At 63.6% G+C, this 26,705-nt stretch carries 33 protein-coding genes; 18 read left to right on the top strand and 15 right to left on the bottom strand.

Going from position 1 to position 26,705, the window contains the following annotated elements; all coding sequences use genetic code 11:
- Window positions 1-137: 137 nt before the first annotated feature.
- A complete protein-coding gene (locus ACWPVA_RS11505) occupies window positions 138-1,139 on the top strand; it encodes an NAD(P)H-quinone oxidoreductase (protein ID WP_454287821.1) in 1,002 nt (333 codons plus the stop codon).
- A gap of 183 nt (window positions 1,140-1,322) precedes the next feature.
- Here ACWPVA_RS11505 and ACWPVA_RS11500 read toward each other — a convergent pair whose 3' ends face one another.
- On the bottom strand, window positions 1,323-2,066 hold the full coding sequence (locus ACWPVA_RS11500; protein WP_454287820.1) for an SDR family NAD(P)-dependent oxidoreductase: 744 nt from the start codon (window positions 2,064-2,066) through the stop codon (window positions 1,323-1,325).
- 91 nt (window positions 2,067-2,157) lie between these two features.
- On the opposite strand from ACWPVA_RS11500, the gene ACWPVA_RS11495 reads away from it, so the two are divergent.
- The gene (locus tag ACWPVA_RS11495) at window positions 2,158-2,712 is read left to right on the top strand and encodes a TetR/AcrR family transcriptional regulator (protein ID WP_454287819.1); all 555 of its coding nucleotides are present in this window, start codon (window positions 2,158-2,160) and stop codon (window positions 2,710-2,712) included.
- Window positions 2,713-2,903: 191 nt separating this feature from the next.
- The gene (locus ACWPVA_RS11490) at window positions 2,904-4,835 is read left to right on the top strand and encodes an O-linked N-acetylglucosamine transferase, SPINDLY family protein (RefSeq protein WP_454287818.1); all 1,932 of its coding nucleotides are present in this window, start codon (window positions 2,904-2,906) and stop codon (window positions 4,833-4,835) included.
- Between the two features lie 300 nt (window positions 4,836-5,135).
- Here ACWPVA_RS11490 and ACWPVA_RS11485 read toward each other — a convergent pair whose 3' ends face one another.
- Window positions 5,136-5,876: a DUF3750 domain-containing protein gene (locus ACWPVA_RS11485; protein WP_454287817.1), complete on the bottom strand. Its 741-nt coding sequence runs from the start codon at window positions 5,874-5,876 to the stop codon at window positions 5,136-5,138.
- 72 nt (window positions 5,877-5,948) lie between these two features.
- On the opposite strand from ACWPVA_RS11485, the gene ACWPVA_RS11480 reads away from it, so the two are divergent.
- Window positions 5,949-6,956, top strand: coding sequence for an asparaginase (locus ACWPVA_RS11480; RefSeq protein WP_454287816.1), 1,008 nt, complete (start codon window positions 5,949-5,951; stop codon window positions 6,954-6,956).
- 87 nt (window positions 6,957-7,043) lie between these two features.
- On the opposite strand, the gene ACWPVA_RS11475 is transcribed toward ACWPVA_RS11480, so the two are convergent.
- The 3 genes from ACWPVA_RS11475 to ACWPVA_RS11465 form a co-directional block, all read right to left on the bottom strand.
- On the bottom strand, window positions 7,044-8,072 hold the full coding sequence (locus ACWPVA_RS11475; protein ID WP_454287815.1) for a hypothetical protein: 1,029 nt from the start codon (window positions 8,070-8,072) through the stop codon (window positions 7,044-7,046).
- A 239-nt stretch (window positions 8,073-8,311) separates the two neighbouring features.
- Complete coding sequence (locus tag ACWPVA_RS11470; RefSeq protein WP_454287814.1) at window positions 8,312-8,701, bottom strand: hypothetical protein; 390 nt, start codon at window positions 8,699-8,701, stop codon at window positions 8,312-8,314.
- Between the two features lie 320 nt (window positions 8,702-9,021).
- Window positions 9,022-9,774 (bottom strand): DeoR/GlpR family DNA-binding transcription regulator, encoded by a 753-nt coding sequence (locus ACWPVA_RS11465; protein ID WP_454287813.1) that lies wholly within the window; start codon window positions 9,772-9,774, stop codon window positions 9,022-9,024.
- Between the two features lie 130 nt (window positions 9,775-9,904).
- Between ACWPVA_RS11465 and ACWPVA_RS11460 the strand changes: the two genes are divergently transcribed.
- Window positions 9,905-10,261, top strand: a complete 357-nt coding sequence (locus ACWPVA_RS11460) for a DUF4406 domain-containing protein (protein WP_454287812.1) — start codon at window positions 9,905-9,907, stop codon at window positions 10,259-10,261.
- 109 nt (window positions 10,262-10,370) lie between these two features.
- On the opposite strand, the gene ACWPVA_RS11455 is transcribed toward ACWPVA_RS11460, so the two are convergent.
- Both ACWPVA_RS11455 and ACWPVA_RS11450 read right to left on the bottom strand, forming a co-directional pair.
- Complete coding sequence (locus ACWPVA_RS11455; RefSeq protein ID WP_454287811.1) at window positions 10,371-10,790, bottom strand: VOC family protein; 420 nt, start codon at window positions 10,788-10,790, stop codon at window positions 10,371-10,373.
- 121 nt (window positions 10,791-10,911) lie between these two features.
- Complete coding sequence (locus tag ACWPVA_RS11450) at window positions 10,912-11,571, bottom strand: glutathione S-transferase family protein (RefSeq protein ID WP_454287810.1); 660 nt, start codon at window positions 11,569-11,571, stop codon at window positions 10,912-10,914.
- 348 nt (window positions 11,572-11,919) lie between these two features.
- Here ACWPVA_RS11450 and ACWPVA_RS11445 point away from each other — a divergent pair, with 348 nt between their 5' ends.
- Window positions 11,920-12,216 (top strand): hypothetical protein, encoded by a 297-nt coding sequence (locus ACWPVA_RS11445; protein ID WP_454287809.1) that lies wholly within the window; start codon window positions 11,920-11,922, stop codon window positions 12,214-12,216.
- Window positions 12,217-12,223: 7 nt separating this feature from the next.
- Window positions 12,224-12,400, top strand: a complete 177-nt coding sequence (locus ACWPVA_RS11440) for a DUF2087 domain-containing protein (protein ID WP_454287808.1) — start codon at window positions 12,224-12,226, stop codon at window positions 12,398-12,400.
- A gap of 73 nt (window positions 12,401-12,473) precedes the next feature.
- On the opposite strand, the gene ACWPVA_RS11435 is transcribed toward ACWPVA_RS11440, so the two are convergent.
- Entirely contained in the window at window positions 12,474-13,841 is a 1,368-nt protein-coding gene (locus ACWPVA_RS11435) for a TIGR03808 family TAT-translocated repetitive protein (protein ID WP_454287807.1), read from the bottom strand.
- 212 nt (window positions 13,842-14,053) lie between these two features.
- Here ACWPVA_RS11435 and ACWPVA_RS11430 point away from each other — a divergent pair, with 212 nt between their 5' ends.
- Window positions 14,054-14,260, top strand: a complete 207-nt coding sequence (locus ACWPVA_RS11430) for a hypothetical protein (RefSeq protein WP_454287806.1) — start codon at window positions 14,054-14,056, stop codon at window positions 14,258-14,260.
- 185 nt (window positions 14,261-14,445) lie between these two features.
- On the opposite strand, the gene ACWPVA_RS11425 is transcribed toward ACWPVA_RS11430, so the two are convergent.
- A complete protein-coding gene (locus ACWPVA_RS11425; protein WP_454287805.1) occupies window positions 14,446-14,988 on the bottom strand; it encodes a MarR family winged helix-turn-helix transcriptional regulator in 543 nt (180 codons plus the stop codon).
- A gap of 124 nt (window positions 14,989-15,112) precedes the next feature.
- On the opposite strand from ACWPVA_RS11425, the gene ACWPVA_RS11420 reads away from it, so the two are divergent.
- The 3 genes from ACWPVA_RS11420 to ACWPVA_RS11410 all read left to right on the top strand — a co-directional run bounded on the left by ACWPVA_RS11420 (window position 15,113) and on the right by ACWPVA_RS11410 (window position 18,483).
- Window positions 15,113-16,666, top strand: coding sequence for an MDR family MFS transporter (locus ACWPVA_RS11420; protein ID WP_454287804.1), 1,554 nt, complete (start codon window positions 15,113-15,115; stop codon window positions 16,664-16,666).
- A gap of 187 nt (window positions 16,667-16,853) precedes the next feature.
- Window positions 16,854-17,594, top strand: coding sequence for a L,D-transpeptidase (locus ACWPVA_RS11415; RefSeq protein WP_454289575.1), 741 nt, complete (start codon window positions 16,854-16,856; stop codon window positions 17,592-17,594).
- A 163-nt stretch (window positions 17,595-17,757) separates the two neighbouring features.
- The gene (locus tag ACWPVA_RS11410; RefSeq protein WP_454287803.1) at window positions 17,758-18,483 is read left to right on the top strand and encodes a L,D-transpeptidase; all 726 of its coding nucleotides are present in this window, start codon (window positions 17,758-17,760) and stop codon (window positions 18,481-18,483) included.
- A 42-nt stretch (window positions 18,484-18,525) separates the two neighbouring features.
- Here the strand turns inward: ACWPVA_RS11410 and ACWPVA_RS11405 are convergent, their stop codons facing one another.
- From ACWPVA_RS11405 to ACWPVA_RS11395, 3 genes are all read right to left on the bottom strand, one after another.
- Window positions 18,526-19,317 (bottom strand): helix-turn-helix domain-containing protein, encoded by a 792-nt coding sequence (locus ACWPVA_RS11405; protein ID WP_454287802.1) that lies wholly within the window; start codon window positions 19,315-19,317, stop codon window positions 18,526-18,528.
- A gap of 20 nt (window positions 19,318-19,337) precedes the next feature.
- Complete coding sequence (locus ACWPVA_RS11400; protein ID WP_454287801.1) at window positions 19,338-19,631, bottom strand: putative quinol monooxygenase; 294 nt, start codon at window positions 19,629-19,631, stop codon at window positions 19,338-19,340.
- A 178-nt stretch (window positions 19,632-19,809) separates the two neighbouring features.
- The gene (locus tag ACWPVA_RS11395) at window positions 19,810-20,259 is read right to left on the bottom strand and encodes a MarR family winged helix-turn-helix transcriptional regulator (RefSeq protein ID WP_454287800.1); all 450 of its coding nucleotides are present in this window, start codon (window positions 20,257-20,259) and stop codon (window positions 19,810-19,812) included.
- A gap of 148 nt (window positions 20,260-20,407) precedes the next feature.
- Here ACWPVA_RS11395 and ACWPVA_RS11390 point away from each other — a divergent pair, with 148 nt between their 5' ends.
- From ACWPVA_RS11390 to ACWPVA_RS11380, 3 genes are all read left to right on the top strand, one after another.
- Window positions 20,408-20,830 (top strand): organic hydroperoxide resistance protein, encoded by a 423-nt coding sequence (locus ACWPVA_RS11390; protein WP_454287799.1) that lies wholly within the window; start codon window positions 20,408-20,410, stop codon window positions 20,828-20,830.
- Window positions 20,831-21,071: 241 nt separating this feature from the next.
- Window positions 21,072-21,458, top strand: a complete 387-nt coding sequence (locus ACWPVA_RS11385; RefSeq protein WP_454287798.1) for an MbcA/ParS/Xre antitoxin family protein — start codon at window positions 21,072-21,074, stop codon at window positions 21,456-21,458.
- Window positions 21,418-22,179 carry an RES family NAD+ phosphorylase gene (locus ACWPVA_RS11380; RefSeq protein ID WP_454287797.1) on the top strand — a complete coding sequence of 254 codons (762 nt, stop codon included), beginning with the start codon at window positions 21,418-21,420 and terminating at the stop codon, window positions 22,177-22,179. The genes ACWPVA_RS11385 and ACWPVA_RS11380 overlap by 41 nt, the downstream gene beginning before the upstream one ends.
- Window positions 22,180-22,244: 65 nt before the next feature.
- Here ACWPVA_RS11380 and ACWPVA_RS11375 read toward each other — a convergent pair whose 3' ends face one another.
- A complete protein-coding gene (locus ACWPVA_RS11375; protein WP_454287796.1) occupies window positions 22,245-22,694 on the bottom strand; it encodes a MarR family winged helix-turn-helix transcriptional regulator in 450 nt (149 codons plus the stop codon).
- A 62-nt stretch (window positions 22,695-22,756) separates the two neighbouring features.
- Here ACWPVA_RS11375 and ACWPVA_RS11370 point away from each other — a divergent pair, with 62 nt between their 5' ends.
- The 4 genes from ACWPVA_RS11370 to ACWPVA_RS11355 all read left to right on the top strand — a co-directional run bounded on the left by ACWPVA_RS11370 (window position 22,757) and on the right by ACWPVA_RS11355 (window position 25,475).
- A complete protein-coding gene (locus ACWPVA_RS11370) occupies window positions 22,757-23,485 on the top strand; it encodes a DUF899 domain-containing protein (RefSeq protein WP_454287795.1) in 729 nt (242 codons plus the stop codon).
- Between the two features lie 28 nt (window positions 23,486-23,513).
- Complete coding sequence (locus tag ACWPVA_RS11365; protein ID WP_454287794.1) at window positions 23,514-24,002, top strand: DUF1579 domain-containing protein; 489 nt, start codon at window positions 23,514-23,516, stop codon at window positions 24,000-24,002.
- A gap of 114 nt (window positions 24,003-24,116) precedes the next feature.
- Window positions 24,117-24,590, top strand: a complete 474-nt coding sequence (locus ACWPVA_RS11360; RefSeq protein WP_454287793.1) for a VOC family protein — start codon at window positions 24,117-24,119, stop codon at window positions 24,588-24,590.
- Between the two features lie 108 nt (window positions 24,591-24,698).
- On the top strand, window positions 24,699-25,475 hold the full coding sequence (locus tag ACWPVA_RS11355; RefSeq protein ID WP_454287792.1) for a VOC family protein: 777 nt from the start codon (window positions 24,699-24,701) through the stop codon (window positions 25,473-25,475).
- 45 nt (window positions 25,476-25,520) lie between these two features.
- Here ACWPVA_RS11355 and ACWPVA_RS11350 read toward each other — a convergent pair whose 3' ends face one another.
- Both ACWPVA_RS11350 and ACWPVA_RS11345 read right to left on the bottom strand, forming a co-directional pair.
- Window positions 25,521-26,219: a phosphatase PAP2 family protein gene (locus tag ACWPVA_RS11350; protein ID WP_454287791.1), complete on the bottom strand. Its 699-nt coding sequence runs from the start codon at window positions 26,217-26,219 to the stop codon at window positions 25,521-25,523.
- 201 nt (window positions 26,220-26,420) lie between these two features.
- Entirely contained in the window at window positions 26,421-26,657 is a 237-nt protein-coding gene (locus ACWPVA_RS11345; protein WP_454287790.1) for a hypothetical protein, read from the bottom strand.
- Window positions 26,658-26,705: the final 48 nt, after the last annotated feature.

Below are 26,705 nucleotides of genomic sequence, written 5' to 3'. Positions count from 1 at the left end.
ACGGATTGCTCCGTGCGCACGGCAAGCGATAGCGCGAGGCGAGGCAGGACAAAAGCTCCGCGGCAATGAGCCTCCTTTCCAGATCGTGCTCTATGGCTTATGTCGTGACATCCGCGCCGAGTGAGAGGACACCCGCCATGCCGCTTCCTGCATCCATGCGTTTTGTCGACCTGCCGTCCTTCGGCGAGGCCGAGGTCATGTGCTTTGCCATCGGTCCGCTGCCGGCGCCGAAGGCGGGCGAAATCCTGGTGCGCGTCTCAGCCGCCGGCGTCAATCGCCCGGATGTCGCCCAGCGGCAGGGCACCTATCCCGCGCCGAAGGATGCAAGCCCCGTGCTCGGGCTCGAGGTTGCCGGCGAGGTGGTGGCGCTCGGCGAGGGCGTCACGGAATTTGTTATCGGCGACAGGGTCTGCGCGCTCGCCAATGGCGGCGGCTATGCCGAATATTGCGCGGTTCCCGCCGGCCAGGCGCTGCCCTGGCCGAAGGGTTATGACGCCGTGAAGGCCGCGGCCCTGCCGGAAACCTTCTTCACGGTCTGGGCCAATCTCTTCCAGATGGCGGGGCTCACCGAAGGCGAGACCGTGCTGATCCACGGCGGCACGTCGGGCATCGGCACCACCGCGATCCAGCTGGCGAAAGCCTTCGGCGCGCAGGTCTTCGCCACCGCCGGCTCCGACGAGAAATGCCAGGCCTGCACCGATCTCGGCGCCAAGCGGGCGATCAACTACAGGACCGAGGATTTCGTCGACGTGATCAAGGCCGAGACGGCCAAGCGCGGCGTCGATACCGTGCTCGACATGATCGGCGCCGCCTATTTCCAGAAGAACCTCTCCTGTCTCGCCAAGGACGGCTGTCTCTCGATCATCGCCTTCCTCGGCGGCGCCGTCGCCGACAAGGTCGACCTCAGCCCGATCATGGTCAAGCGCCTGACCGTCACAGGCTCCACCATGCGACCCCGCACCGCCGACGAAAAACGCGGCATCCGTGACGAGCTTGTGGCCGAAGTCTGGCCGCTGCTCGAAGCCGGCACCGTCGCCCCCGTCATCCACACCGTTCTGCCCTTCGACGACGTCGTCGAGGCGCATCGTTTGATGGAAAGCTCGCGGCATATCGGCAAGATCGTGCTCAAGCTGGGGTGAGGGCAGGGGCGTTTCCCATGGCCACCATCCGTATACCTTTTCTGCGGAACGATGCAGCAAATGCCACCAACGACCGCTTTCGGCCCTATGCGGTCCACGGTCGCCGCAAAACCCGACTCTGGCCAGGGAGCTTGCGGCGAAACCGTTCGACGGTTTCAGGACGTCACGAGACTGATACCAGGTTCAGACTGCCACGAAGCCGCCATCGACAAATAACTCCTCGCCGCCGACGAAGCTGCTTTCGTGCGATGCCAGAAACAGAACCGCTTTCGCAATCTCTTCGGTCTGGGCGAGCCTGCCGAACGGAATAGTCTGCTGCATCCATTCCTCGGCGCCGGCATTGTTCTGCAGATAGGTCTGCATCGCCGGCGTCAGGACCATGCCGGGTGAAACGACGTTCACACGAATGCGCCGGCTTTTCAGATCGGTCGTCCATGTTCGTGCGAACGAGCGGATCGCTGCCTTCGTGGCGCTGTAGACGGACAGGTTGGCAAAGCCCTTGGCTCCCGCCCCCGATCCGGTCAACACAATAGCACCACCGGCAGACATCAGCGGCAGAGCCTTTTGCACGGTGAAGACCAGGCCTTTCACGTTGATGCCAAAGACGCGGTCGAAATGATCTTCTTCAATGGCACCGATCGGGGCGGACTCCGACACGCCGGCATTTGCAAATACCACGTCCACGCGGCCGTGATCACGCTTCACCTCCGCATAAAGCCTGTCGAGGTCCGCGAGATCGCTGACGTCGCCTTGAACGCCAACGGCGCCGTTGGCGATTTCCCCGAGCGCCTCGTCAAGCCGTTCTTGCCGGCGTCCCGTGACATACACATGGGCACCTTCTGCCGCGAACAACTTGGCTGTTGTCAAGCCTATGCCGTCCGTTCCGCCCGTGATCACCACGACCTTGTCCTTAAATCGTTTCGTCATGTCATTCGCTCGCTTTCGCTGTAAGTGGAGGATTGCTCCACTTACTATATGGAGATATCCTCCACTTACAAGTCATGGTGAGGCAGATTTTTTGGCTGACGAAACCCCATTGCGCGCCGATGCGCAGCTCAACAAGGAGCGAATCCTTGCCGCGGCCGAGGACGTCTTTATGGAGCGCGGCGCGGGCGTTTCATTGGACGACGTCGCAAAGCGTGCCGGGGTTGGGATCGGGACGCTTTATCGCCGCTTCCCAAGTCGGGAAGACCTCTTGGCCGCGACGTATAGCGCCCGCTTCTTGGCTTTTGCCGAGACGAGCCGTGCCAGAGCAGTTGATCTTGATCCTGCAAGCGCCTTGCGCGCCTACCTTGAAGAACTCGTCCGATATACGAATATCTATCGAGGTTTTGCGGCGTCTCTCGGGACGGTTCTAAAGATTGGCACGCCCGGATGTCTCGCTACCAGTCAAGAAGGTGCCCGACTTTTGCATGCTGCACAGGAGGCGGGCGCTGTTCGACCTGACATCAGCTTCAACGATATAGTCTGCGTAGCGACCGCAATATCCCTCGCTACCGTGCAAGACAGCTCACCACAAGCACACATCGCTCATCTGGTTGGCGTATTCATGAATGGGATCGTTGAGCGCTGAAACTCCCACGATGACCGATATGGCGCCAAGCGGCCGACGCTGCGCCGGTATCGTTTCGTGGCATTTGCTGCCTGATTTCGCACTTTTCTGCCCCGCATCCGCCTGCCGCAGTGGCCCACCCCCATCCCATGGGCCAGTTTCGTGCAATCGTTGATCCGTAAGCCTGCCGGCGACGGATGGAGGCGAAAGCCATGAAGAAGAGCTTCGAGCAGGCGCTGAAGGAATATAAGGCCGGGCGCCTGCCGCAGGCGCTGAAATTCGCCGAAAGGGCCATGGCCGAAGGCGGCGCCAGCCATCCCGGCCTGCTGGCGCTGATCGGCAATATCCAGTTCAAGTCCGACAACCGCACGGCCGCCGCCGAGGCCTTTGCCCGCGCGGCGGAAAAGGCCGACGACAAGGCGGCCGCCGGCTATCTGAAGCTTGCCGTGACGCTCGCCCAGGCGGCCGGTCTGACCGATCTTCTGCTCGCCGTCGGCGTCCGGGCCGTGAAGCTCAACCCCTCAGACCAGGAACTGGCCTTCACCCTCGCCAGCGCCTTCTTCACCCGCGGCCGCTGGGGCGACATGGACCCCCTGCTGGAACGGCTCGATCGCAACAACGACCGACACATGGCGCTGATCGTCAATCATCACCGGCTGATGAGCCGGTTCGATGCACTCTATGCCGAACTCGACCGGGCGCTCTCAACCCGCCCCGACGACCTGTTCCTCAATGTCTCGAAATTCGCCGTTGCCCGCGAGGTTCTCGATTTCCCCACCATCGAGCGCCACGAGGCGCTGATGCGCCAGCCGGACGCGCCCTTTGCCGCCGGCCTGATGGCGCGCGAGCCGGCGCTCGGCCGCATCCTCTGGTGCGATGACGAGGCGCTCAATGCCCGCCCGAGCCAGGAGGGTCTGAGCTATGCCGCGACCCTGCCGTCGGCCACCGGCCGCACCCGCCGGGCCTTCTCCGCACCCGGCGAAAAGATCCGCATCGGCTACCTGTCCAACGACTTCCATGGCCATGCGACGATGACGCTGTTCCTTGAGGTCATGGCCGCCCACCACCTCGAGCGGTTCGACGTCGCCCTGTTCTGCTATACCGAACGCCATTCGGCCGCACAGCAGGCCGCCTGGCCGGAGCACTTGCGCGCCCGGATCGTTCCGGTCGGCCACTTGTCCGACGAGGCGGCGGCGGCACTGATCTCCGAACGCCGGACCGACATCCTCGTCGACCTCAAGGGCCACACGATGGGCGCCCGGCTCGGCATCGTCAATCTCTCCGACGCGCCGCTCAAGGCCACCTATCTCGGCTTCCCCGGCTCGGTCACCGGCGTCGATCTCGACTATGCGATCACCGATCCGATCGTGACCCCCGACAGCAGCAAACCCTTCTACGCGGAAAAGCTCTGCCGCCTGCCGGAGACCTACCAGGCCAACAACTGGCGCACCCGCCCGCGGCCGCAGCCGATGGAGCGCGGCGATGCCGGCCTGCCGGAGGACGCCTTCGTCTTCGCCTCGTTCAACGCCAGCTACAAGATCACGCCGTCCACGCTGTCGCTCTGGGTCGCGGTGCTGTCCGCCGTGCCGGACTCGCTCCTGTGGATCCTCTGCCGCTCGCCGGAGGCGAAGCGCAACTTCACCGCCGCGATGCAGGCCCGCGGCATCGACCCGGCCCGCCTCATCTTTGCCGACAACAGGCCCTATGCCGAGCATATCAGCCGCATCCCGCTCGCGGATCTGGCGCTCGACACCCGGCCGTGGAACGGCCACACCACCACCTCCGACATGCTCTGGGCCGGCCTGCCGGTTCTGGCGACAAGGGGCAGGACCTTCGCCAGCCGGGTATCCGCCAGCCTGCTCACCGCGGTCGGCCTGCCGGAGCTGATTGCCGAGACGGACCGGGATTTCGTTGACAAGGCCGTGATGCTGGCCCGCGACCCTTACGCGCTGACCGCCCTCAGGTCCCGCCTCGACGAGGCCCGCTTCACCGCGCCGCTGTTCGACAACGAACGTTTCTGCCGCCATCTGGAGCGCGGCTATGAGGCCATGGCCGCGCGGGCGAGGGCGGGTCTGGCGCCTGACCAAATCGACGTCGAGGCATTGCCGCCGCGGACCGCCCCCTTCTTTAGCGAAGCATCCTGATCGGCACCCCTTGAAACCGCCGTATTCGACACTCATCTTCTATTCAGTTTCAACGAACGAAAGGGAGGTGATCGAATGTCTAATGAGATTTCGGTTTGCATGACGGGCTTGGCGAAGACGATGGTCTCGACGGGGCAGCCCTCGACCTGACCTCGCCTTGCTACGGATCGCGCCGCGTGATCCGGGTCCGTTATGGGGCCAGACTCATGGAAGGGCCGCCTCGCGCGGCCCTTTTTTGTTGCCAGACGCGTGCAGCACGTAGTTCGGATGAAATCGCGCAAGACCCGCGGACGCACCCGCTCAATCGGGCCAGCCGATTGCGCCAAAGCCCGGCAGCTTGAGCGCCGGTCGATGGAAATCCAGCCCCGCCACCAGCCCGAGAAGATTGACCTCGAACCCGCTTCGGGCGCCGAGCGAAAGCCCGACCAGCCCGCCGAGGCTTAAATGAAGGTCGCGGCCGTCGCTATCGAGCGCGTAGAAGGCGCCGTTCGGCAGGTAGTCGCGGCCGACAGCATCGGGCGGCAGAACTGCCCCCAGTTCCGGCACGGAGCGCAGGACATGGGCGACGAAGGTATTCGAGTTCGGCCCCGGATAGATCCGGTAGCCTCCGGCCTCGCCATGCGGATAGCTGGCGATGGCCGCCTCCACCTTCGGGATCAGCCGCTCGGCCTCGGGCCCCTTCACCGAGGTCACGAGGCGCGGCGGATTGGAATACCAATAGCCGTCCGGCGGCCGGTGATTGCGGCGGATCGGCGCCCCCCAGCCGACCTTGTCATAGCGCTGATATTGACCGTTCTTCTCCTTGGTGACGATCCAGGCATGGCTGGCGACCGAACCCTTCATGCCGCCCGTCATCGCCGAAAAGACATGGATGGCGGCTTCCGGGGTCTCCTCCGCCTTCGGCAGGAAGCCGGCCGATCCCCAGTCCGCCTCGTTCCACCCTCCTGGCCGTTCCTTGGCCGCCCAAAGCCCGGCCGACACCAAGGTCGGCAGCACAAAGACGAGGGCAAGCATGGTGAGCAGGCGCAGCATGTTTTTCAATCGCAGACCTCGTGCATCGGGCTTCTCTTTGCGCTATGAGCCGGAGACAATCCGGAATTTTTGAGGCGAGCCATGAACAATCCGATCACCGTTGAAGTCACCCGCGGTAAACTTGTCGAGAGTCGCCATCGCGGCCAGGCCGTCGTCACCGACGGCGATGGCGCCATCGTCTTCTCCGCCGGTGATATCGATGCGGTGACCTTTCCCCGCTCGGCCTGCAAGGCGATGCAGGCCCTGCCGCTGGTCGAAAGCGGCGCGGCCGACGCCTATGGTTTCGGAGCTAAGGAACTGGCGCTTGCCTGCTCCTCGCATTCCGGTGAGGACGAGCATGTGGCGCTCGCCGCCTCCATGCTGAAGGCCGCCGGGCGCGACGAAAGCGTGCTCGAATGCGGCGCCCACTGGTCGTTCGAACAGCCGGTGCTGATCCACCAGGCCCGCACGCTGGAAAAGCCGACCGCGCTTCACAACAACTGCTCGGGCAAGCATTCCGGCTTCGTCTGCGCCTGTTGCCATTCGGGCGAGGACCCGCGCGGCTATGCCGGCTACGACCACCCGCTGCAGGCGGAAATCCGCGGCATCATGGAAAACCTGACCGGCTCGCCGCTCAGCCGCGACAATTGCGGCACCGACGGCTGCTCGATCCCGACCTATGCCGTGCCGCTCGTTTCGCTCGCCCGCGGCTTCGGCAAGATGGCAACCGGCAAGGGCCTGGAGCCGCTGCGGGCCGCCGCGTCGAGGCGCCTGATCGAGGCCTGCATGGCCGAACCCTTCTACGTCGCCGGCACGAAACGCTTCTGCACCCGGCTGATGCAGGTGGCGCCCGGCAAGATCTTCGCCAAGACCGGCGCCGAAGGTGTCTTCTGTGCGCTCCTGCCGGAAAAGGGCCTGTCGTTTGCCGTCAAGTGCGAGGACGGCACCACCCGCGCCGCCGAATCGATGATCGCGGCGCTGCTTGCCCGCCATTTCGACAAGGACACCGCCGAGCATGCCGCGCTGATGGCCATGGCCAACCACTCCATGCGCAACTGGATCGGCCTGCATGTGGGTGATGTGCGGGCGACGGATGTGTTGTTTGGGTGAGGGGTGGTTGGGGGCGGCGAGTGGATTGCTTTTGAAGTGGTTATTGGGTGGACTAAAGAGCATCCTGCAGGCAATGAGCCGGACATACTAAGCCCAAAGTAGCTCGGCGTAATCGTCCATGCGTCCGATATCGAGAAATTCGGGCTGTAGTGTCTGACGCGGTCTGCGCAACGCTTCCATTACGATCCTGACCTCCCGCTGATAAGCATATCCAAAGTGCTTCGACATCTGGTGGACGCGCATTTTGGTAAAGTCTCGATACGGATCGTAGTACGTGACAGGACCATAGTGGGGCTTCCAGTCGGGGTATCGCGCCAGAAAACTCGAAATAACGCGCTGTGCGAACCTAATCGGATCGCGGATGATCAGGGCGGCATCCGCATCGAAATCGGTGGGCATTCGGTAGTAGATGCTGTCGCAAAGGCTCAGAAGAAAGTAGTCAGGTGCCTGAACTGGCAGAACGATGTCATCGTCTCCATACTCCAAGCGGTGTCCTTGAACCACTGTGTGGTGAATTCCCTTAAGCCGCTCGTGAAAGGTCGGTATGAAGAAGGTACGGTGGATTTCGTCGTCCTTTACTGCATCATTGTGGAAAGCATGGTTGTAGTACGATGCTGGACAAATGCGTAAAAGTCCCGACCGCAACATCGGCTCTAAGAATTCGCGGCGACCATACTTGACCACAAATGCTGTAGTTGGAGCGGCATACCCCCTAAAGATCTTTGTAGCGATGGGTTCCCCGTTCTCGAAGTACCTGAGTATAGGGGCCCTCGCAGCGGCCAAAACCTCTTCTGGGGCGAAGCCGCCCGTTCTTAGGGCGTATTCTTCTAGAAGATGAGTAAATTTCGCCATGAAGTTGTGTTCGTCGCCGATCGGAAGGGGGGCGATCTTGGCGTTGGGAGTCAACTCGGTCTGGTTAACTAACACGTCTTTGAAGCGCGATCCTAGACGATCGTCGGGCGCGCCAAGGAGGTACGGGAAAGAAGTGTATTCATGCCGCCATGTCTCGTGACGCTTCAAATTGCCGTTCTGCCGGGCCGCCATGTCTTCGAAATAGTGCCACCGCGCTTCCATTGCCTTAGCGCGTTCTTTGAGCTGGCTAGGAGTGACTGTCATGGCCGAATCAACATGGGTTGTGGCGTACGAAGCCAAACTGGCAGATCGCGGCATGAACTGAAATCGCTGGGCTTACGCTTTTTCTGGTTGTACCGCTTGATAGTGGCCTGTCCGCGCACCGTCATTGGCCATGCTCGGATTGGGGGCGTTTGCGCCTGTTGTGTTCTCTACGCCAAGAAACCATCATTTCCCAATGCAACGGTAAAAGCCGATACCACGCCGTCCGATACCCGGACAGACTACGCGGGCGGCAAATCGAGGCTGTTTGGCAGTGAGATCCAGATGACGGTCTGTGCCTCCGGGGAATGGCGTGACAGGTGGCCCTTGCCGTGCGTGTCTTCGACGAGCACGAAGCTGCCCGCCTGAACGTGGCGCACCTCTCCGTCGCTCGTCTCGTATTCTACCGAGCCATCCAGCCTGATCGTAAGCACCGACTCGGGAACCGTATGCCAGGCAACCTCGCGCATGCCTGCCGGGATATGGGTGAAGCGGACGCGCGACGCCGGATAGCTGGCCGTAACGTCGAACGACACTGCGTCGGGGTGTACCGAAATCTTGGTCGTCGGCAATTCAACTTCGTCGAAATGCGACTCGCCATCCGGGCTGGCATAAATGCGCAGGCACTTCATGGCTACTGGCTCCCTTTGGTTCGTCATGCTGAAGCGAAGCATGCCTACCACGAAGAACCGGGCGTAACACCACTCGTCTCGTGCGATAGTCCGGCGTGGCCCGAAATCCGCCGTTGCCGACCTCCGCCCCAACATCCCTGCGCGCCCGAGAAAAGACCCCCTCTGGCCTGCCGGCCATCTCCCCCACAAGGGGGGAGAGGACCCGCGGTGGGCGCCGCGGCTAGCCCCTCCCCCTTGTGGGGAGGGGTTGGGGAGGGGAAGCCGGGACCGGGAGGCCGGCGGCGATGTCCAAGAAACGCGAACCACCCCCCGCCGCCGCCTCATTCCATCACCGCCACCCCCGCCTCCCGATAGGCTGCCAGCCTCTCCGCGTCGATCCCGGCCGGCACGATCAGGCCGGTGAGGGCGTCGAGCGGCGCGATGCGGCAGGGAGAGACGGCGTCGAGCTTTGCCTCCGTCACCGCCACATAGGTCTTCGCGCTCGCATCGAGAATGTGCCGCTTGATCGCCGCCTCCTCGAAATCGCCGGTCGACAGGCCGTGGCGCGGGTGCGCGGCGGTGACGCCGAGAAAGAAGATATCGGGGCGGATCGCGTCGATCGCCGCCATCGCCCGGGCGCCGACCGAAACCATCGAATGCTTGTAGAGCCGCCCGCCGATCAGGATCACCTCGACCTTGGCGTGGTGCTCGAATTCGGCGGCGATCGTCGGCGAATGGGTGGCGACGATGAGCGGCGTGTCGTGCGGCAGATGCCGGGCGACCTCCGCCGTCGTCGTGCCGCCGTCGAGGAACACCATCTGTCCCGGCGCGATGAGGGCCGCCGCCCGCGCGCCAAGCGCCGCCTTTTCCGCATTCGCCACGCTGCGGCGGGCGGTGAGGTCCGGCAGCTTGGGGGCCACGGGCAGGGCGCCGCCATGCACCCGCTTCAGCAGTCCTGCCGCCGCCATCTCGTTCATGTCGCGGCGGATCGTGTCTTCCGACACGTTGAGTTCCCGCGCCAGCGCACCCGCCAGAGCCTGGCCCTCGGTCCTCAGGGTCTCGAGGATATGCGTCCTGCGCTGGCTGCCGAGCATTGCGTTTTCCTGCGTGTTTGTTCCAGAATACTCACGATAATACGTGAATTGATTCGACAATCCAGCAAAAACACGCAAGATCATGCAGGCCTGCAGGATGCAGGTGAGACAAACCATGGGAGATGAACGCATGCTGATACTGATTGCCGGTCCCTATCGCTCCGGCACCGGCGACGACCCGGTGAAGATGGCGGAGAACCTCAAGCGGCTGGAGGCGCCGTCGCACGCGCTGTTCAAGGCGGGGCACGTGCCGATGATCGGCGAATGGGTGGCGCTGCCGGTCTGGCATGCGGCGGGGGGAAAGACGATCGGCGACGATCTCTACGAGGCGATCTTCCACCCGATGGCGGGCCGCCTGCTGCAATTGTGCGAAGGCGTGCTGCGCCTGCCCGGCGCCTCGAAGGGGGCGGACAACGACGTGCGCATCGCCACGGAACGCGGCATTCCCGTGTGGTACCGGCTGGAGGATGTGCCCGGCTGCGCCTGAGACGCCCCGGCCGCGATGACGACCCATTGGGCGCGCCCCTCCGCGTCAGGGGAGGGGCCGCCGTTCCCGGGATCGCTGAATTGCGCGGCGATCCAGCGGGCAGAAGGCATCACACGGCAAAAATCGCCGCGTCGTCGTTGAACGCCTTGAACTCCAGCGCATTGCCGGAGGGATCGAAGATGAACATGGTGCGCTGTTCGCCGGCCTGTCCCTCGAAGCGCAGCTTCGGCTTCAGCCCCCAGCGCGTCTCCGGGTCGGCCTCCAGCCGCTCGACCAGCGCCAGGAAATCGCCCATGGCGAGGATGACGCCAAAATGCGGGATCGGTACCACGTCGCCGTCGACCGCGCCGCTGGCGGTATCCTTCGGCATCTCAGGCCTCAGATGCGCCGACATCTGGTGCCCGAACAGGTCGAAGTCGATCCACTTGCCGGGGCTTTCCCGGCCGATCCGGCAGCCGAGCACCGTGCCGTAGAAATGCCGCGTCGCCTCGATGTCGGTAATGGGAAAGGCCAGATGGAAGGGGCGCATGAGGTCTCCTCGATTTTGTTGTCCGCCCAGCCTAGCGCGATCCGGCCCGCTTGCAAGTTGGCAAATCTGTCGGAGGCGGCAATCCCGGATCCTTATTGCGCGCCGTCGCCCGACACTTGACTCATTCCTTCTCGTCGAGCCGGGTCTGCCACATCGCCCTGAAGGCGGGGCGCTCGTGGCACCGTTTCAGCCAGGCGGAGAGATGCGGAAAGGGCTCCAGCGCCGGCGGATAGGGCTGCGCATAGCGCACCACTTCGGCGAGGTTGATGTCCGCCACGGTGAAGCGCCCGCCGACGGCATGGTCATTGGTGGCGAAATGCTGTTCCAGCACGCCGAACGGTCGCTTCAAGAGGCGCGAAGCGACGTCCGCCTCCGCCTGTCCGGCTTCGGTTTCAAGCCGCCCCTGCGCATTGGCCATGGAGATCTTCAGCGCATTGGCTTCGATCTCCGATACAGCGAAGAACGACCACTGGGTGATCAGCGCGTCCTCGGCGAGGTCCTTGGGCGCCAGCGGCCCGCCGTGCTTCTTGGCGAGATAGAGGTTGATCGCCATGCTCTCGTAGAGTTTCAGCCCGTCGTCGTCGATCGCCGGGATCGCGCCCATGGGATTGATGGCGAGGAACTCGGGGGAGCGCGTGTTGGTCCGGACGCCCGGCGCCATTGGGTCGTCGAGCTTGTAGGCCTGGAGAACCGGGACCTGCTCGAACGTCAGCCCGAGTTCGCCGGCAAGCCAGAAGGTGCGCGTCGCGCGCGACTTGTAGACGCCATAGATCTTCAGCATGAAATGGATCCTCCGATTGATGTGCCGGAAGGCTATCGGTCGGACGTGACGATGAAAAGCCGGGGATCGGTGATCTGGCCATGAATTTCGATGATGGCCGGGAGCGGCAAAGTTGACTCTGTGCCGTCGAAATCTTAACGCATAGGGCATGGGTCCGCAGTTCACCCAGGCGTCACCGCCCCGCAAGGGGAGCTAAACCTGTCGCTCCATTAAAACCGACAGCCACTTTTCCCGTGCCTGGTCGGAAGACGGTGACCACCGGCTTTTCTGGTTCGCCAGGGCACGGTATCGAGGAAGTGACGATGTCGCGTATAATCCATACCTATGAAGCGCCCGATCTGTCGGCGCTTGCCCGGACCATCAAGCGGGAAGCTCGATGTCCGAAGCGAGGCGCCCGGCCATGTCGAGATCCTCAACATCCTGTCGCGCGCGGCAGGCTTTCGCAATTACCAGCACCTGAAGGCCTCGCGCGCCGCCGAAACCCGTCTTTCGGCCGCGCCGGAGCCGCAGGGGCAAGTCGATTTCCGCCGTGTCGAGGCCGCCGCGCGCTGTTTCGATGCCGATGACGTTCTCCTGCGCTGGCCGGGCAAGACCAATCTTCAAGAGCTTCTGCCTGTGGAAACTGTGGTCCTTCTTCCCGGCTGACGAGGAGATGACCGAGCGGCAGGTCAACGAGCTCGTGAAGCGCCGCCACGCCTTCGGCGATCACGCGCTGATCCGCCGCGAAATGGTCAATCTGAAACTGTTGTCGCGCACGGCCGATTGCCGCAGCTACCGCCGGGTGGAGCGCCGTCCGCCGGCAGATGCGCTGGCCCTTATCCGCCTTTAGGATCGTCAGTCCGCGGCCGTCCTCGCGACGGCTGCGGTCCACACAGTCTTGGCTGATGCAGCCACGTTGCGCCTCAGCCGCGGCGGTTTCCGGTAATCGTCAGGTGGTCGTAAGTGCCTGCGCCGTCGATCAGTTCGCCGGTCGTCTTGTCGTTCCAGCGATAGCCAAGGATCGCGCCGTCCGGCGTCTCGCCGATCACATTGCCGGAAATCAGCGTCGCGCCGGCACCCTCGACCACGGAGACGGCGATGCCGACCGGGCAATTGCGGATGATGTTGGTACTGGCCACGACATTGCGCAGATAGGGACCCCAGCCGAGCATCAGCCCCCATTTCGGCGCGTTCTCGATCACATTGCCGCTCACAACCGTGTCCGCTTCCACCGCGATGCCGAAACCGAAGCCGGCGCCGTCATGGGCGTAGGGGCCCTCGAGTTTCAGGTTGCGTACGATATTGCCGGACACGGTCGACAGGCGGCCGCCTTGGTCAAGGTTGACGACGAGGATGCCGTTCGCCGCGTCGTCGACGAGATTGTTGGCAATCAGCGCACCCTCGAAGGAGAATTCCGCATAGATCGCCGTCTCGCCCGAGCGCAGGCACTGGTTGGTGCTGATGATGACATTGGACGCCGAGTTGGCACGGATCGCCGAAAAGGCGCAGTCGGAGATATGATTGCCCGAGACCAGCACATTGTCGGCGCGGAAGAGGTTGATGCCGTTGCCGTGCTGCCCGGTGCCGCCGGCCCGGGCGCCGATCCGGGCGATGCGGTTGCCGGTCACCATGGCGCCGTCTTCGCCCTTGGTCCAGCGGTGCACCAGGATGCCGCCATTGCCGCAATCGGAGACCTCGTTGTCCGTGATTGAGAGCGCGATGGCCTCGTTGGCCATTACTCCGGCATCGGCGGCGCCCGTGATGCGGCAGCCGATGATCCTGCCGCCCGAGCGTTCCAGTTGCATGCCATGCTTACGGCTTCCGACGATTTCGCAGTCGCTGACGAGCACGTCGGCGACAGTGCGGAACGAGACCAGCGCATCGGTATAGTCGGCGAGCCAGCGGTTGGCGCCGTCGAGCGTAATCCCCGAGAGCGCAACACGGCGGGCGTCGCGCGCGGTCACAAGATGGCCGTCGCCGCTGTAGGAGAGACGGGTGGCGCCCGGCACGCCGAACAGCTTCGTACCGTCGGGCAGGTCCAGATTGGAGACCTCATAGGCGCCTGCCGGCAGAAAAACCGGCTGGCCGCTGGCGGCGGCGGCATTGAGCAGCGCCTGCAGCTTGCGGCTCTGGTTGTCGGCGGCACCCGGCACGATGCCGGCCTCCGCCGCGTCCAGTGCTCCGCGCAGGTCCGCCGCGACCGGTTGGGCGGCGGCGCTTCGGGCGGAAAACATCGATGGCAACGCCGTCACGCCAGCAAGCCCGCCGAGAAACACCCGCCTTTTCAGCATTCCCGCTCTCCCATCCAGACTGCGGCGCGCGCCGTGGGACATTCGAACCGGCGCGCATGGGCGAAGCTTGGCCGAAAGTGTGCGGTGCGGCAAGCGGGGCTTGAGACAAATAATCCATCCCCAGTCGTGCCGGAAGCATTTGCGCCAGATCAATGCCGTGGTCTCGGCAAGGTTTATCCTCCCCGACAGAAAGTAAAACGATGGAGGGCTTGATGCTTCGTCTTTCTGCAGTGCTTTATATTCTCGTTGCCACCGTTCTGGGCGGCGGGGCAGTGACGGCTGTGCTTGCCATGCGGATGATGGAACGGTGGCAGATCGCCGGCGCGTTTGCAGCGGGCTGTATAGTTGCCCTTCCGATCGCGGCCATCCTCGGCCGCAAGATGTACAATGCGATGAAATCCACTTCGACGCCCGCCTGATGGGCTGTGTCCCAACGCGCCTTGGGCCTGCCGGCGGCCTTTGGGCGGACTGGTGTCAGCGGATCGTGGCTGCATGTGCGCACAGCACGACCGGCCTCGCCTTTACAAGGGCGAGGTTGGCAGGATCGTTCTGACGGCCGGTAGTATTCCCACTCTTCTTGGCGGCCGGTTGGCGGCGGGCCGGATTATTCTTTGCTGCCTTTGGTGTCCGGCGACTCCATCTCGAACTGCTGCCGGCGCCGGTCGAAGCCGGAAATGAAGCGGTCATAGAGTTCCGCGAAGCGCTCGACGTCCTCCTCGGGCCAGTCCGAAACGACTTCGCGGATCGTGTCCCGCTTCACCTCGTCCACCTTTTTCAACAGATCCTGACCGACCGGCGTGACCACGACGATGGTCCGCCGCGCGTCCTCCTGCGACACCTCCCGTTTCAGCAAACCCTGGCGTACCAGATCGGCAACGATCCGGCTCGATCGTGACGGATCGACGCGAAGCTCCTCGGCGATCGCCCCGACGGTCGCCTCCTGCGTCGCCTGCAGCCGCCGCACCGTTCCCACCACGTCGAGATGGGAAAGCTCCATTCCGCCACCGACGCGGCTGATCACCAGATTACCGAGGAAGCGCCGTCCGATCATCAGCCGCAGGCGCCCCATCGAGGTTCCGATGCTGGCAATGGCGTCAGTAGTGGGCTGTGCGCCGGGCGAGGGAGGAGGAATGTGATCGTCGGTCATGGCCCTTGATAGCAGATGTTCGTCCGGGATCCAACAAAAATACATGTATCAGTCATATAAATGCGATTGACAGATACATGCTAAAAGCACATAAATCACCAAGCTTCAAACCTGGACCCCCACCATGGACATGAAATCCCCCTCTCAAGCGGCCGCGCCCGCAGTTCCCGCTGTTCCGGTTACGTCGCCCTTCGTCTCGCTCGTCGCCGACCCCCGCCGCCGCGTCGTCGTCTTCGTGCTGCTGCTGACGGCGCTGTTCATGGCGACGCTCGACAATCAGATCGTCTCGACCGCGCTGCCGACCATCGTCGGCGAATTCGGCGAGCTCGAACGCTTCGGCTGGATCGGCTCGGCCTATCTGCTGACCTCCAGCGCCGTCATGCCGCTCTACGGCAAGCTCGGCGACCTGTTCGGCCGCAAATATGTGATCATGGCGGCGGTCGCCATCTTCACGCTGGGATCGCTGGTCTGCGGGCTGGCAGTCTCCATGGACACGCTGATCGCCGCGCGCGTCCTGCAGGCGCTCGGCGGTGGCGGCATCATGGTGTCGATCTTCTCGATCAATGCCGACCTGTTCGAGGCGCGGGAACGGGCGCGCTACCAGAGCTATTCCAGCCTCGCCTTGATGGCGTCGGGTGCCGTCGGCCCGGTGCTGGGCGGCACGCTGAGCGACCTGTTCGGCTGGCGCTCGATCTTTCTGGTCAACCTGCCGATCGGCATCCTGGTGCTGGCTGGTCTTGCCATCCTCTTGCCCTACCGCAAGCCACATCGCCGGCCGAAGATCGACTATGCCGGCGCGATCCTGCTGGCGGGTGCTGTCGCTAGCGTCGTCCTGTGGGCCGACAGCGCCCAGATCTTCGGCTCGCTGGTCGCCACGCAGAGCCTCGCGGTGATCGCCTTCGGCCTTGCCTGCGCGCTCGGCTGGGTCGCCGTCGAACGGCGTGTCGCCGAACCCGTCGTGCCGCTCTCGCTGTTTTCCAACCGGACGATCAATCTCCTGCTGGTGGTCTCGCTGGTCTCGGGCGCCATCGGCATTGGCTCGGTCAACTATGTCGCGCTGTTCCTGCAGACGACGACGGGTCTTACCCCGACTCACGCCGGCCTGCTGTTCATCGCCATGACCGGCGGCATTGCCGCAGGTTCGCTCTGGGCTGGCCGGCGAATCTCGACGAGCGGCCTCTACAAGCCCTTCTCGGTCGCCTCCACGGCGCTCGGTGTCGTCAGCCTGGCATTCTTCAGCCAGATGCACGCCGGCACCTCCGTGGTCGTCATCGCCGCCGTCATGCTGCTGCACGGCATCGGCATCGGCATCGGCCAGCAGGTGCCGGTGCTCGGCGTGCAGAACGCCGCCTCGCGTGATGATGTCGGGGCCGCCACCGGCACGGTCTCGCTTGCTCGCATGTCGGGCGCGGCGATCGCCATCTCAATCTATGGCGCGATCATCGGTTCCGGCCTGTCGCACCTGACCAACCAGATCCCAGGCGTTGCAGACTTCCAGCAACTGACCCCGCAAATGCTGGCCGCGCTGCCGCTGGCAAGCCGGACGGCGGTCGCCGAGGCCTATGCGGATGCCTTCTTGCCCCTCTTTCTCACGGCCTCCGGCATCGTCGCCATCGGTCTTGTCGCCGCGCTGATGCTGAAGAATGTGCGGCTGCCGGTCGCGGGCAAGGGGAGGTGATGCGGAGGGAGGAAGCGGGCCGGCGCGAACGCTTGAGGACAGCTTCGCGCCAGCCGCGTTTGCCAGACTGCTGGCAAATCTCGGCATGAAGCGGTGAACGATGTTGTCCAAGCGATCTTCCAAGCAGTTCCACTCGGCGGGTGCGCGAGCGCGCCGCCTGATCGGCCTAGTCTCCGGCGCGGCCCTCATGTCGGTCCTGTCCGGCTGCCTGTTCGTCACCGACACCAGCCGCATGAACATTGATGTCTTTCAGGACGAGGTGGCGCCGGTCTATTATGATCCCGCCCGAGTCCAGCCGGCCAATACCCAGCCGGTGCCACAGAAGCGCGAGCTCTATACCACCCAGTTCCACCAGACCTACGGTCTGCCGGTCAGCAATCCTCTGCACCGTGTCATGTACGGCGTGATCCGCGATGACGGCCACACCCTGCCGGCGATCCCGCTCGACCGGGTCGATCGCTCGCAACTGCGCCAGGAAATCACCTATTCGACCAATGAGGCCCCCGGCACGATCGTCGTCGATACCAAGGCGCGCTTTCTCTACCTCGTGCAGCCCGGCGGCAAGGCGATCCGTTATGGTGTCGGCATCGGCCGCGATGGCTTTTCGTGGTCGGGCCGTGGCACGATCCAGATGAAGCAGAAATGGCCGCGCTGGACGCCGTCCGACGAAATGGTCGCGCGCCAGCCGGACCTGCGCAGCGTCTCGGCCTCCGAGGGTGGCCTGGAGGCGGGGCTCAACAACCCGCTCGGCGCCCGTGCGCTCTACATTTTCCAGGACGGCAAGGACACGCTCTACCGTGTCCACGGCACGCCCGACTGGCAGTCGGTCGGCAAGGCGACCTCGTCCGGCTGCGTCCGCCTGTTCAACCAGGACATCATCGACCTCTATGACCGGGTTGGCACCAAGGCGCCGATCGTGGTGATCTGAACGAAGTGTAGACGGCTTGCCACGCACTGTTGCAAATACGACAGCCTCTCGAAGAGTTGACCCGGTTTGACTGTTGCATTGCGCAAGAAACCGGAACAATGCTCGCCTTCGGGCCTTTAGCTGCGTCCCCTTGCCTTGTCGTTCACAGGAAGCTTCTCCGTTCATGCCTTCTTCAGATCATTTCTCGCGCCGCGCCTTTCTCTCCCTGTCGGCTGTCGGCGCCGCCAGCCTGCTGGCAGGTTGCGCTTCTTCCCGGCCCGCCGGCGGCTACGCGGCCAGCACCATCACCTATCGCGACGGCGCCAGCCCGGTAGGTCAGCCGATGACCCGCGGCTCCGCTGAGCTCAATGCCATGTATGGCGAAGTCTATGATGGCGGTCGCGTCATTCCGGCCGTGCCCTATACCCAGATAGATCCGCGCTACTATCGCCAACGGGTCGTTGATCCGACCGGTCAGCCGCCGGGTACCATCGTCGTCGATACGCCGTCGCGCTTCCTCTATCTGGTCGAGTTGGGCGGTACGGCGATGCGTTATGGCGTCGGCATCGGCCGCGAAGGCTTTGCCTGGCAGGGCACCGGTGTCATCCAGTGGCGTCAGAAATGGCCGAAATGGACCCCGCCGGAGGATATGATCCGCCGCAGGCCGGAGCTTGCCAAATATTCCGCCGACAATGGCGGCATGCCGCCGGGCCTCGACAATCCGCTCGGCGCGCGCGCCCTCTACATCTTCCAGAACGGCGAGGACACGCTCTATCGCCTGCATGGTTCGCCGGAATGGCAGTCGATCGGCAAGGCGGTATCCTCCGGCTGCGTGCGACTGCTCAACCAGGACATCATCGACCTCTACGAGCGCGTGCCCAACAAGGCGCGGGTTCTCGTCTGGCAGTAAAGTAGCGGGCGTGCGGCGGTCCATGCCGGGCCGCTGCTTGCCTCAGGGCGGCAAAGGCATGTTGCCGGTCGCCTGGGCAAAACATCGCCGGTAGTCGCTCGGGGTCTGGCCGGCAAACTCGGTGAAGGCGCGGGAAAAGGCGCTGAAGGACTGATAGCCCACGTCGAGGGCGACTTCGGAGACATTTCTCGCCGGTTCGCCGAGCAATTCCATCGCCCGGATCATCCGCATCCGCCGGCGGATCTGGCGCCAGGTCAGTCCGGTCTCCGTGATGATACGGCGCGCCAGCGCCCGTTCCGAAAGGCTGGCGGCCAATGCGACCTCCGGGAATTCCATTTCCTCGGCAAACCGCACGCCCGTGACCGCAAGTGCACGGCGGACATAATGGGACTGGCCGGGCGGAAGCCACAGATTGTTGCCGGCGTGCTGGGCAAGCTCGAAGGCCGTCAGGGCGAGAGCCTTGAAGAAGGCATCCGCAACCGGGTCTTCCCGCACCGGATCAGGGCCCCAACGCCGGCTGTGCCAGATCATCTCGCGAAGGACGGGTGTCACGGCAAACACCGCTGACCTGTTGATCGGCGGGGTGACGAAATCCGGATGAAACAGGACAGAGCAGCAGACGGCGGGATTGTGCATGGCGACGGTGATCGGCGTTCCGGCGGGAATGAAGGCGGCGCAGGTCGGCAGGAGCACCCAGTTCCTGTCCTCGCCTTCGAGATGCATTGTGCCTTGCGCGCTGTAGAGCAGATAGTGACGGTCAAACACGACCCGCCGCGCCGCGGCGGGTTCGAAGGCCCTGTGAAAGCAATAGGCACGCTGTCGGTTTTCTGCCACGTGACCTCGCTTGGGTCGATTCAGGCGGTCAATTCCGCCGCGTAGATCTTGGTGAGGGGCGGAGCGATCATCAAGGGTTTGAGGCTGGAAAGCAGCGCCTGCTTTGACGGCGACGCCTGATAAACCGCGAAGTCTGCAGGGGATGACCAATTCTGGTAGATCAGAACCGAGCCGTTGCCGCGCGGATCGGCATAGATGTCATAGCGCAAGGCACCGGCCATCTGGCGAACCTCTGCAGCTGTGTGGCCGAACTGGTCGAGCGCTCTTTGAATATTCTCAGGCGCCACGGTGAAATCGACGCTGACGATTTGCATTGAATTGGACTCCAGACATGTGCCGTGCCTTGGCTGGCACAGCTACAGACTAGCGAAGCGAAGCAGGGCGCGCATGCGCCGATCTGCCGATCTCTTGCCTCTATCGGACGGTCTGCTCGTATCCTCCGGTGGAGGCCATGCTCATGCCCCATCGCTCCGGGTCCTTCTCGCTGCACCGCTATTCTTTCGGGGAGAGCTTTTCCTTCAGTTGCTTGAGCCTGTCGCGCAGCGTGCCCAGTTCGCCCATGGTGCAGCCGGTCTGTTCGCCGATCGACCGCATGATCTTGGCCGCATGGCATTGCATCGCCCGACCGGGATCGGTGAGCGTGATGAAGACCTGTCGTTCGTCGACCGTGTCACGCCGGCGCTCCACGTATCCTGCCTGCTCCAGCCGCTTCAGAAGCGGCGACAGCGTACCCGAATCAAGGCCAAGCTTCTCGCCGAGCGCCTTGACCTGCTGGCCGTCCTCTTCCCACAGCGCCATCATGACAAGATACTGCGGGTAGGTCAGACCGAGCGGCTCCAGCAGTGGCTTATAGGCACGATTGAAGGCGTGCGCTGCGCCATAGAGCGCAAAGCACAGTTGGCGTTCGAGCGTGATTTCCTTTTCCAGATCCGCATCGTCCATTTCTGTCGTCGAAACCCCATTTCACATCCCCGCGCGGATTGTCGCCAATTCCGGTCCCGAGGGCAATGCGCAAAAAATAAATTGCGCACAATTTAATTGTGCTATATATATATAAGCTCTATACCAACGCGAAACAAGGAGCATTCCCATGGCAATCCTCTACACCACCCAGGCATCCGCAACCGGTGGCCGCGCCGGCCGCGCCGTTTCCGACAATGGCGTCCTCGACGTCACCCTGACCGTTCCGAAGGAACTCGGCGGCGACGGCGCCACCGGCACCAATCCCGAGCAGATGTTCGCCGCGGGCTATTCCGCCTGCTTTCTCGGCGCGCTAAAATTCGTCGCCGGCAAGGAAAAGGTAAAGATTCCGGACGACGCGAAGATTACGACCCGCGTCGGCATCGGCCCGCGCGAAGACGGTACCGGCTTCGGCATCGAGGTAGCCATCTCCGCCGAACTTCCGGGCATCGAGCGCGAACTTGCCGAGAAACTGGTCGCCGCCGCCCACATTATGTGCCCTTACAGCCACGCCATGCGCACCTCGACCGAGGTCCCGGTCTCGGTCGCCTGAGTGAGTAGGCAGGAGATCTGCCGCCCACGTTCCTCCCAATGATCCACCGCCCGAAGGCCGGCCCCTTGCCGGCCTTCTTCGATTGTTGGAGCGAGAGGGTGCCCGGGTTCCTTCTCCCCGGCTGCGGAGATTAGGCAGCGCCGCGGGATGAGGTAAGCACCTATCGAGGCGGGCACTCGCAATTCTCTCATTGCCCTCAGGCAGAGATGCCCTATATTCTTTCTAGGGAAAGGAAATGGTTATGCTGCATGAGACGCTCGAATACGCAAAGCCACCCATCTCCGAAGCCGCGACCGTCACCAAGGCCGTGATTGCCGCCGCTGATCGGCTGGGGCTGTCGGCCCGCCAGCTGTCGGCCGTCATCGGCGTGTCCGAAGCCAGCATATCGCGCATGAAGCGGTCGGATTTCCGCCTGGAACGCGGCACAAAGCCGTTCGAACTGTCGCTGCTGTTCATCCGCCTTTTCCGCTCGCTCGATGCGATCACCGGCGGCGACGAGGCGGTCGCGCGCGCCTGGCTCAAGGCCGAAAACACAGTGCTGGGCGGCTCCCCTCTCATCAAGATCGCAACCGTTTCGGGTCTCGTCGATGTCCTTGCCTATCTGGACGCCCGCCGCGCTCTCGTCTGAGGCTGTCCCCATCGCCGGCGCCTTCTGGCGGCTGGTCGAGGCGCAGCATCAGGTCTCGACCATGAAACTGGTCGACAGTGTCGAGGAGCAGTCCCTGCTCGAAAGCCTGCTGGAAGAGACCAAGCCGGCCTTTCCGCCTGAATGCGCCGGGCTCGACTATCTGCTGGCGACGCCCTTCCGCTATGGCAGCGTCTATCCGCACGGCTCGCGCTTTCGACGGGCGGGGCGTACGCTAGGCGTCTATTACTCGGCGGAGAACGTCGACACGGCGCTCGCCGAAATGGCCTTCTACCGCCTGCTGTTCTACGCCGAATCGCCCGCCACGCCGCTACCCGCGAATGCGAGCGATTACACCGCCTTTTCCGCCCGGATCGCGACCGAGCGTGCCATCGATCTCACATTGCCGCCTCTGGCGAAAGACGAGGCAGCCTGGACAGACCCCGTTGACTATACCGCCTGCCAGGCGCTGGCCGACACGGCGCGGGCAGGGGACATCGAAGTCATCCTCTACCGTTCGGTGCGCGATCCGAAGGGGGGCAAGAACATTGCCCTGTTGACGACAAAAGGCTTTGCCGCGCGCGAGCCCGTCGAACGCCAGACCTGGCGCATCCGCCTCTCGTCTTTCGGCGTCCAGGCCCTCTGCGACTTTCCCCGCCGCCTGGTCGGCTTTGCGATCGCGGATTTTGCCGGGGATGCGAGGTTGAAGGAAAGGTTCGGGTGAGGGGGATGCTCTTTCTCGCTGCCGGCAGGCGGATAAGGGGCAATATCGGCCTTCGGTGCGCGCCTCTACCGCCCGATCTCCAAAAGATCGCGCCGCAAACCATCCGGATCGCCCGACGACAACTCAGCCTCGACGGCGGCATGGGTCTCCCGCCAGATTGGCACGGCGGCCGAGAGAACGGCGGCGCCGTCGGCGGTCAGCCGCAGCCGCTTGCCGCGCCGGTCCTTCGGGTCCGGCTCGATTGACACCCAGCCGCGTCGCTCGAGTGGCTTCAGCGCCGCAGTCAACGTCGTGCGGTCCATGGCGAGCAGGGATGCGACCGGCCCCATTGGCGGCGGCTCCGGGCGGTTCAATGCCATCATCAAGGAGAATTGCCCGTTGGTCAGCCCGAGCGCCTTCAGCGCCGTATCGAAACGACGCGCCAAGGCCCGCGCGGCCCTCTGGGCATGGAGGCACAGGCACGTATCGCGCACATGAATGGTGGTGGAATAGGGAATCAGCGGCTCGGTTGACATGTGTCATATATGTTGATATCAACGCAAATGTCAAGGTGAAACCGGTCCCGGAGGAGGGAAGAATGGAACATTCTGTCGTATCCCGTGATGAATGGCTGGAAGCACGCCGCGCCCTTCTGCTGAAGGAAAAGGAAATGACCCGGATGCGCGACCGGATCAACGCCGAGCGTCTGGCGCTGCCCTGGGTCAAGGTCGACAAGGATTATGTCTTCACCACGCCCACTGGCGCCAAGACGCTGGCCGAACTGTTCGACGGCCGCAGCCAGTTGGTGATCTATCATTTCATGTTTGGCCCGGACTGGGAGGCCGGCTGTCCCGGCTGCTCCTTCCTCGCCGATCACCTCGACGGAGCCATCGTCCACCTCAACAACCACGACGTTTCGTTCGCCTGCGTGTCACGCGCGCCGCTCGACAAGATCGAGGCCTACAAGCGCCGCATGGGCTGGAAGTTTCCGTGGATCTCGTCCTTCGGCTCAGACTTCAATTTCGACTACCACGTCTCCTTCACCAAGGAGGAACTCGCAGCCGGCCCGGTCTTCTACAATTATCGCGAGACCCCGGCCGAGCAGGCCCACGACGAACTGCCGGGCCTGTCGTCCTTCTATCGCGACGCCGATGGAACCGTGTTCCATACCTATTCCAACTATGCACGCGGCGGCGAGGAAATGCTCGGCACGATGATGATCCTCGACTGGGCCCCGCTCGGCCGCAACGAGGGGTCGACCATGGACTTCGTCAAGCGCCACGACGAGTACGAAACCCGCGCGACGACGGCGGCCTGTTGCCATTGAAGGCGGCCCGAACCGAGGAGGAGAAGTCATGGAATTCGCCAAACCCCGCGAGGAGCACCGCTTTCTCGAAAAGCTCGTCGGCGACTGGGTCGTCACTTCAAGCACTGGCCATGAAAACTACGATCCTGACGATCCGGCGAAGGTCTGGACCGAGACGGTCCGCTCGGTCGGTGGCCTGTGGTTCATCGCCGAGGGCAGGGGCGCCATGCCCGACGGCAGTCGCGGAGAAATGCTGATGACGCTCGGCTATGATGCACGGCTTGGCCACTATGTCGGCACCTGGGTCGGCTCGATGATGGACAAGCTCTGGGTCTACAAGGGCTGGATCGAGCCGGACGGCAGGACGCTGACGCTGGAGGCGGAAGGCCCGAGCTTCGAGGATCCACAGAAGACCGACATTTATCATGATGTCATAGGCATCGTCGATGATGACCACCGCACCTTCTCCGGCAGCGTGCGTCTGCCGGATGGCACGTTCAAGACGTTCATGACCAGCGAAATGCAGCGCCGGAGATGAGCCCCGGTGGATTGTAAGAGCCGGCGCGCTGCCCCACTTGCCCTGCGCGCCAGGTCCCGACTGGCCGACGGGAGAGCAGGCCCTCAAGGCGGCGACCACCAAGCGATGGAGCGCATGATGAAGGTCACCCAGCATCTCTGGTTCGAAAAAGACATGGAAGCGGCGGTCCGTTTCTACACGCAGCTGATTCCCGGATCCTCGCTCGATTGGATATCGGCGGTTCCCGCCGACACGCCGAGCGGCCCGGCCGGCAGCGTCAGGCTCGCCGGCTTCACCCTCGGCGACCAGCGCTACATGGCGATCGAAGCCGGGCCGCTCGATCCGTTCAACCACAGCTTCTCCATCATGGTCGGCTGCGACAGCCAGGACGAGATCGACCGGTTGTGGGAAGCGCTGAGCGAGGGCGGCCAGGTAGAGCAGTGCGGCTGGCTCAGGGACCGCTTCGGCCTCTCTTGGCAGATCACCCCGACCCGGCTCGGCGAACTGATGTCGGACCCGGATCCGGCCAAGGCAAAGCGCGTCACCGAGGCGATGCTGAAGATGGTGAAATTCGACATTGCCGGGCTTGAAGCGGCCGCGCGCGGCTGACCCGCCCCACATGGCGCATGCCTGCCATGATCTGTCGCATGCGAAGCCGCCGGCCAGAGGACAGGCAATCGAGCAATATTCCGCAACCGAAGAGAAAAGGAACGGTCCATGCAAGGCACCTTCATCTGGTACGAACTGATGCCCACCGACACGGCCTCCGCCGCCGACTTCTACACCAAGGTTGTCGGCTGGACGGCCAGGGACAGCGGCATGCCCGGCGCCGGCTACACGATCTTCTGCGTTCCCGGCTTTGATATGGGCGTCGCCGGCATGATGCAGCTCACCGAGGAAATGAAGGCCAGGGGCATTCCGCCGCACTGGGCGGGCTATGTCGCGGTCGATGACGTCGATGCCATGGCCAAGAAGTTCACCGACAATGGCGGCATGGTCCATCACGGCCCGGAGGACATTCCGAGTGTCGGGCGCTTCGCCGTCGTCGCCGATCCGCATGGCGCGGTGGTCAATCTGCTCAAGCCGATCATGCCGGACGGCCCGATGCCGCCGGAACCGGAACCCGGCACGCCCGGCACCTTCGGCTGGACCGAACTGATGGCCGGCAACGGCGAGGAGGCCTTTGCCTTCTATGAGAAGATGTTCGGCTGGACCAAGGATATGGCCGTCGATATGGGCCCCATGGGCACCTATCAGTGCTTCGCCGTAAACGACCAGATGATCGGCGGCATGATGACCAAGCCCGCGGAAATGCCCCAGGCCTTCTGGGGCTATTACATCACGGTCGATGCGATCGACGCTGCCGTCGAACGTGTGAAATCAGCCGGCGGCCAGGTGCTGCAGGACGTGATGGAAGTGCCCGGACCGTCCTGGGTTGTCCAGTGCACCGATCCGCAGGGCGCTTATTTCGCGCTGGTCGCGGCGAAGCGGTAAGCAGGCCGGCTTTTGTTCAGCACTCAGCCGGCGGCGATCAACGGATCAGCCGCCGGTCGTCACTTGCGCCTTGGCCGCGATCCGCGTGCGGACGAGGTGTGCTACCATTGCACAGACCAGTGCCCAGCTGGCACCGATCAACCAGCCGGCGGCCACATCGGTCGGATAGTGAACGCCGAGATAGACGCGGCTCAGCCCGACAATCACGGTGAGCAGTATAGCGGAACCGAGATAGAGGATCTTCTGGCCGCGCGTTTCCGCCATTTCCATAAGCAGTGCGCCGAGCGTCAGGTAGACGACGGCCGAAATCGTCGCGTGGCCGCTTGGAAAGCTGGTGGTGAAAACACGTGCGACACCGGTGAGATCTGGGCGAGGGCGGTCGAACAGGGACTTGAGCACACTGCTCATGATCGTGCCGCCGATCACGGAAACCATTAGAAACCAGGCAGTGCGCGTTCGGTTGATGAGGAAGAGATGGATGACAACGACCGTGATCAGGATGGCGAGCACGGAAAAACTGCCAAGGGCAGTGATATCGCGAGCAGCCTCCTCCAGCCATGCCGGGCCGATCGGGTCGGTGGGATCGCCGGGCACGCGAAGTGCCAGCAGCACAGCCTGGTCGATCCTCATGGTGCCGCCTTCGTTTACTTCGTCGGCAATGATGCCAAAGCCCGCCAGAAGTGCGGCGAGCGCTGCACCGGCGGCATAGGAAGCGGTGGACCCTTTGCTCTCGTGCCGAGTCATATGTCGTGAAGTTTCCCGTTTCAGGTGTGGTCAACTGGCCGCGCCGGTTCGCGACGAGCCGCAGATGATTGACCATATGGACCGCAGCCGATCGCGTCCGCAACGCGTGTAGAGCGGCGGTCTGGAGGCGCTGGGCCCGCTATGGCTATGCCGGCAATCTATCTCTGCTGGGGGAAGGTTACGGTCGATCGTCTCGAGCCGTCAGTCTGCCTTCGGGGCAGCCTTCTTTGTCACCCGCTTGGCGGGCTTTGCAGCCACTTCCGGAGCGGCTTCCGCTTCGCGAAGCATCCGCGCCGCCTTCAGCTTTTCGGTCTTCTTGTCACGGGCCGTCGATTCGGCCGCAATGATGGCGCGGGCGGCGTGGTCGGTCGTCGCTGCCTTGTCGCGCGCATCGACCCTGCCGGGCTTGAAGAATTTGTCTTTGGTCGCGGTGGTCATGGGATCAGCCTTCCGAAAGGGGACGGAGGACGGCTTGCGCCCAAGCCA

It is taken from the genome of Rhizobium arsenicireducens, from assembly GCF_964021225.1.
This window is presented reverse-complemented; position numbering and strand designations above follow the sequence as displayed.